Genomic DNA, 4934 nt, shown 5'->3' with positions numbered 1-4934 from the left:
GACGGCAGCAAGCAAAGAGCCTTCAGGCCCCCAGCCTTTTACCATCTCCGGAGCGGAGAAGATGCCGCCAGTTACCCCGATTCCGAGGATGCACAAGTCCCAGGCCACGTCAGTCATGAGCTCCCAAAAGCAGGCGTGGCTTGGCGAGATACTCCACTTCGGACATGACACTCCTCTCCCCTGAGAAGAGGGCCACTCAGACTAGAACAAAAAGCCCCCTATTTACTCGGCCTTCGCCTCGTCGCTCGAGGTGAGGGGCCCGGCTCCAACTGCGGCCCTCTCCCCGGATGGGGGAAAGGGATCAAATTGACACTCCCATGAGCCCGGCAGTACTGTGAGGCATCAGCAGCCACGCCAGCCGACCCCGAGCCCTGCGAGGTACGTCATGAAGATCAGCGCGTTCCATCTGATGCCGCACCGGGAGCTGCCTGCCGATTTCGAGAAGCGCTACCCGTCCGTGTGGGTGACGCCGCCCTGGTGGGAGCTGGCCGATCCCGCCCGCGTGGGGCAGTACTACAACTGGACGCTCGACGAGCTGCTCTTCGCGGCCCGCGCCGGCTTCGACGGCGTGTGCACCAACGAGCACCACCAGAACGCCTACGGCTTCATGCCCAGCCCCAACATCATGGGCGCCGTCCTCGCCAAGGCCACCAACGATCTGCCCGTGGCCGTCGTCCAGATGGGTTCCACGCTGCCCACTCAGAACCCGCCCATCCGCGTCGCGGAAGAGTACGCCATGCTCGACTGCATCAGCGGCGGGCGGCTGGTGGCGGGCCTGCCTCTGGGCAGCCCCATGGACGTCAACCTCTGCTACGGCATCACGCCCATGGAGCATCGCGAGCGCTACCGCGAGGCCTTCGCCCTCACGATGAAGGCCTGGCAGGCGCGCGAGATCTTCGCGTGGAATGGCCGCTACTACCAGCTGGCCAACGTGAATCTCTGGCCCCGTCCCATCCAGCAGCCGCATCCACCCGTGTGGGTGCCCGGCTCGGGCAGCATCAGCACCTTCGACTTCGCCGTCGACAACGAAGTCTGCTACTGCTTCCTGAGCTATTCGGGGGCCAAATCGGCGAAGGGCATGATGAACGGCTACTGGGATGTGGTCACCAAGAAGGGCCGCGACGCCAACCCCTACCGCGCGGGATTCCTGCAGCTGGTGGCCGTGGCCGACACCGACGCGCGCGCCGAAGAGCTCTACGCGCGGCACGTGGAGTACTTCTATCACAAGTGTCTCCACGTCCCCGCCGTTTGGTTCGCGCCGCCGGGCAATCAGGACTACCGGAGCTTGCAGGCCACCGCGCGCAACCCCATGCGCCGGCCGGAGAATCCCAAGGAGCTGCGCTACCGGGACTTCGTCGAGAAGGGCTACGTGATTGCCGGCAGTCCCGCCACCGTCCGCCAGCGGCTCGAAGAAGAGGTGGTCAAGGGTCTCCGCGTCGGCAACCTGATGGTGTTACTGCAGATCGGCTCCATGCCCCACGAGCTGACCCTGCAGAACATGGACCTCTTCGCCCGCGAAGTCCTCCCCTCGTTGAGAGGTTTCTGGGAGCAAGAGGGCTGGACCAATCACTGGTGGCCCGAAAGGCTTCGCAAGCGCGCCTCAGCCTCCACTTCCCTCTCGGGGGAGGCGGTCTTGAATCCGTCTCGAGAAGAAGCTCTCATTCCCTCTCCCCCAGTGGGGGAGAGGGCCGCAGTTCGAGCCGAGGCGCTCGCCTCGAGCGACGAGGCGAGGGCTGAGTAAATGAGGGGGTTCTCTTGATGTCCACTCTGAACGGCACCCAAGCCCGCGTGTTCCCCGTCTGGCAGAACCGCGTCCGCATGCGCGTCCTCACCAAGGGCAGCGGCCCCGCCCTCGTCTTCTTCCACGGCCCCTGGGGCCTCCACTGGGATCCGTTCCTGGACACGCTGTCCCAGCACTTCACCGTCCACGCCCCCGAGCACCCCGGCACCACCCCCGGCGCGCCCGACGACATCTATCATCTCGATAACCTCTGGGACTTGATCCTCTGCTACGACGAGCTGCTGGATCAGCTGGGCCTCGAGGGCGCGGCCTTCGTCGGCCATTCCTTCGGCGCCATGGTCGCTTGCGAGGTGGCCGCGGCCTACCCGCGCCGCGCCGGCCGCCTGGCCCTCATCGATCCGATCGGCCTCTGGCGCGACGACGCTCCCGTCGTCAACTGGATGATGCTGAACCCGCAAGAGCTGCCCGGTCACATCTTCCGCGATCCCGCGAGTGCGGGGGCGAAGCAGCTCTTCGTCGAGACGGAAGACGAAGAGGCGCGCGTCACCGCCCAGGTCGGCCTCACCTGGGCCATGGGCTCCACCGGGAAATTCATCTGGCCCATTCCCGACAAAGGCCTGAAGAAGCGCATCCATCGCGTGAAGGCGCCCACCCTGCTGATCTGGGGCGCCGAGGATCGGCTGGTACCGCCCGTCTACGCGGAAGAGTTCACGCGCCACATCGCGGGCGCGCGCGTGGAGACCGTGAAAGAGACGGGCCACGCGCCCCATCTCGAGCAGCCGGCCGCAGTGGCGAGCCTGGTCCGCGACTTCCTTCGGACGGCTCCCGCTCGCTAAACGACTAGAACCTGCGCCTCATGCCCCCGGGGCGGTCCCTGAACTGGATGGACGTGGCGATGTTCTGCCCATTTTTCGTTTCGTACGTGAACCGGACAGTGTCGCCTTCCTCGATTTCGAGCGGATTCGCCACGGAGGAGGGAATTTTCAGCGTGGTGCCGTCATGCAAGAACACCTGATCACCCCGCACGCTCACGACCCGGCTCTCGACCACTCGCTCACCCTTTGCGCGGGCCGGCTGCGCGATAGCCGGAAGGCTCACCGCCGCCCCCGCCACCATCAGCGCTGCCGCGACCACCAGTACTCGGATCATGGCCTGTCCTCCTTACTCCAATTCTCTCACCGGAACCAAGCCCGCTCGACCATGGTCGCGGGCGGGGCCATGCTGCATGCGCTCCGGCGCTACCAGGGCAGCTTGGCCGGCTCGTACTGCTCGACGCGCTCGGTCACCACCATGACGGGCTCGATGCCGTAAAGGCGTCGGGCGTTCTCACCGAGCAGCTTGCGCTGGACCGCGACAGGCACCTTGTGTCGCTCCATGAGCTCGAGGGCCTCCCAGCCGTCCTCGGCATCGTGATGAGGGTAGTCCGAGGACCAGAGCCCAACATTCTCGTACTGATCCCACATGCGATAGACGGGCTCCTCGTCACCCTCGAAGGCGATGAAGCAGCGCTCGTAGAACACCTCGTAGGGATCGCGCACCTTGGGTCCGCGCTGGAAGGCGTAGAGGTCGAGGAAGTTCCGGCTCCGCGACAGCACCAGGGGCAACCAGGTAGCGTTGGACTCGAGCACGGCGGCGCGCAGGCGCGGGAACTTGTCGAGCCACCCCGTCATCAGCACGGCGGTGAGCCAGGTCATGGCCTCGAAGATGAAGCCGAGGGCTTCGGAGCTGTCGATGCTGGGCTCCATGCTGAACACGATATTGCTCAGAAACTGCCCTGGGGAGTAGACGACGGCCTCGTCGGTGAAGAGCAGCCCGTGGCCGCTCCCGCGGGTGCGCGCGATGCGCTCGCCCCACTCCGGGGTCAGGGCCTCCCGCGAGGGAAAGGTATGCATGGCGAGCACCACGTCGAGGTCTTCGAACTCTCGCCACAGAGGATCGAACTCGGGCAGCGTCGGGTAGCGCCCGTTCCAGAAACAGGGCCGGATGGCCGCGGCCTTGAAGCCGAGCTTGGCCACCCGCCGCAGCTCGGCGATCGACTGCTCGACGCTCTGGATGGCGAGGACGGCGCAGGGAAAGAGCCGCCGCCGGTTGGCCGCGCAGTAGTCGTAGACCCAGTCGTTGTAGGCGCGGGCGAGCGCGCAGGCCGCCTCGGGGGCCTTGACGAGGGCCAGACGGACGAACCAGGTCGGGAAGAGCATCACCTGATCGGTGCCGAGCGCATCCATGTCTCGCAACCGGGCCTGCGGATCGCGGCACCCGGCCAGGCGTCCGAATTTCCGCTTCCATTCCTCCGTGCCGGGAACCAGCGACCCCACCTCTTTCTTGCTCCAGCGCGGCCAACCCACCTCGGCGGCATTCGAGCGCTCGCGGGTGGCGGGGACCACCCGGCCGTTGATGTGAAGCACGTCCGTGTCCGTGTGGAAGTGAAACTGCGTCTTCACCCACGAACGGATGGCGCTGGGCACGTACTCGTCCCAGATCTCGGGCGGCTCGACAACATGGCTGTCGCAGTCGAAGATCGGAAAGTCCTTGGTCACCATGGGCGGCCTCCTGCCCGCGCTGCTCCTCGAGGTGAGCGGAGCGATTGCGCGATATGGGCGGACGTTATGGCCCGGTCAGGGGCTTGTCAAGGCGGGCAGCGAGAAGACGGCTATCGCTCCGCCAGATGCTGGCGGTCTGCGTCGGTGAGCGGGAAGAACCGTTTGGTATCGGATCGAAAGAGATTCGGTCGGCACGTGGCGGGGCGGCCACACATCAGGGTGGCGGGATCACTGTTGTGGCGGAGCCCCAGCACGTGACCCAGCTCATGGGCGATGAGGTTGCGCGCCACGTTCGGCAGCGACAGCGGTGGCCCCTCGGCGCTCCGGATGATCGCGATTCCCTGTCGCGCCACCGCACCTGGCGGAAATCCCACCGAGATGAGGTCGGTACCCGAGAAGATGACGAGGACATCGCCGGTCATCTCACGAAGGCGGGGCGGGAGGGGTGGAATGCGACGACGGTCCAGGGCGGCCTCGCTCATGGCTCGGAGCGCATCGTCCGCGATGCGCTCGTCGGAGCGGCTGATCGGGCCAAGACGCACACTGGAATTCACGCTCACGAGCTGTTCGTTCCAGTATTCGATCGCCTCCGTGACGGTCAGAAGCCGGGAGTCGTCGGCTGATCCGAGAATCGTGACGGCCCAGGTTCGAGG

At 66.0% G+C, this 4934-nt stretch carries 5 protein-coding genes; 2 read left to right on the top strand and 3 right to left on the bottom strand.

Going from position 1 to position 4934, the window contains the following annotated elements:
• The first annotated feature begins 385 nt into the window (after nucleotides 1-385).
• The gene (locus VGT00_00955; GenBank protein ID HEV8529966.1) at nucleotides 386-1741 is read left to right on the top strand and encodes an LLM class flavin-dependent oxidoreductase; all 1356 of its coding nucleotides are present in this window, start codon (nucleotides 386-388) and stop codon (nucleotides 1739-1741) included.
• A 17-nt stretch (nucleotides 1742-1758) separates the two neighbouring features.
• Nucleotides 1759-2577 carry an alpha/beta hydrolase gene (locus VGT00_00950; protein HEV8529965.1) on the top strand — a complete coding sequence of 273 codons (819 nt, stop codon included), beginning with the start codon at nucleotides 1759-1761 and terminating at the stop codon, nucleotides 2575-2577.
• A gap of 4 nt (nucleotides 2578-2581) precedes the next feature.
• Here VGT00_00950 and VGT00_00945 read toward each other — a convergent pair whose 3' ends face one another.
• The 3 genes from VGT00_00945 to VGT00_00935 all read right to left on the bottom strand — a co-directional run.
• Nucleotides 2582-2890: a hypothetical protein gene (locus tag VGT00_00945; protein ID HEV8529964.1), complete on the bottom strand. Its 309-nt coding sequence runs from the start codon at nucleotides 2888-2890 to the stop codon at nucleotides 2582-2584.
• Between the two features lie 89 nt (nucleotides 2891-2979).
• On the bottom strand, nucleotides 2980-4281 hold the full coding sequence (locus VGT00_00940) for an amidohydrolase family protein (protein HEV8529963.1): 1302 nt from the start codon (nucleotides 4279-4281) through the stop codon (nucleotides 2980-2982).
• 110 nt (nucleotides 4282-4391) lie between these two features.
• On the bottom strand, nucleotides 4392-4934 hold a 543-nt coding region (locus VGT00_00935; protein HEV8529962.1), incomplete at its 5' end, for a M57 family metalloprotease.

This window comes from Candidatus Methylomirabilota bacterium, assembly GCA_036002485.1.
Taxonomy (GTDB): Bacteria; Methylomirabilota; Methylomirabilia; order Rokubacteriales; family CSP1-6; genus AR37.
The sequence above is the reverse complement of the archived record's forward strand: the minus strand, read 5'-3'. Positions and strand labels throughout refer to the sequence as shown.

Coding starts and splice junctions, on each gene's coding strand:
- VGT00_00955 (HEV8529966.1), top strand. CDS start 386: ATGAAGATCAGCGCGTTCCATCTGATGCCGCACCGGGAGCTGCCTGCC.
- VGT00_00940 (HEV8529963.1), bottom strand. CDS start 4,281: ATGGTGACCAAGGACTTTCCGATCTTCGACTGCGACAGCCATGTTGTC.
- VGT00_00945 (HEV8529964.1), bottom strand. CDS start 2,890: ATGATCCGAGTACTGGTGGTCGCGGCAGCGCTGATGGTGGCGGGGGCG.
- VGT00_00950 (HEV8529965.1), top strand. CDS start 1,759: ATGTCCACTCTGAACGGCACCCAAGCCCGCGTGTTCCCCGTCTGGCAG.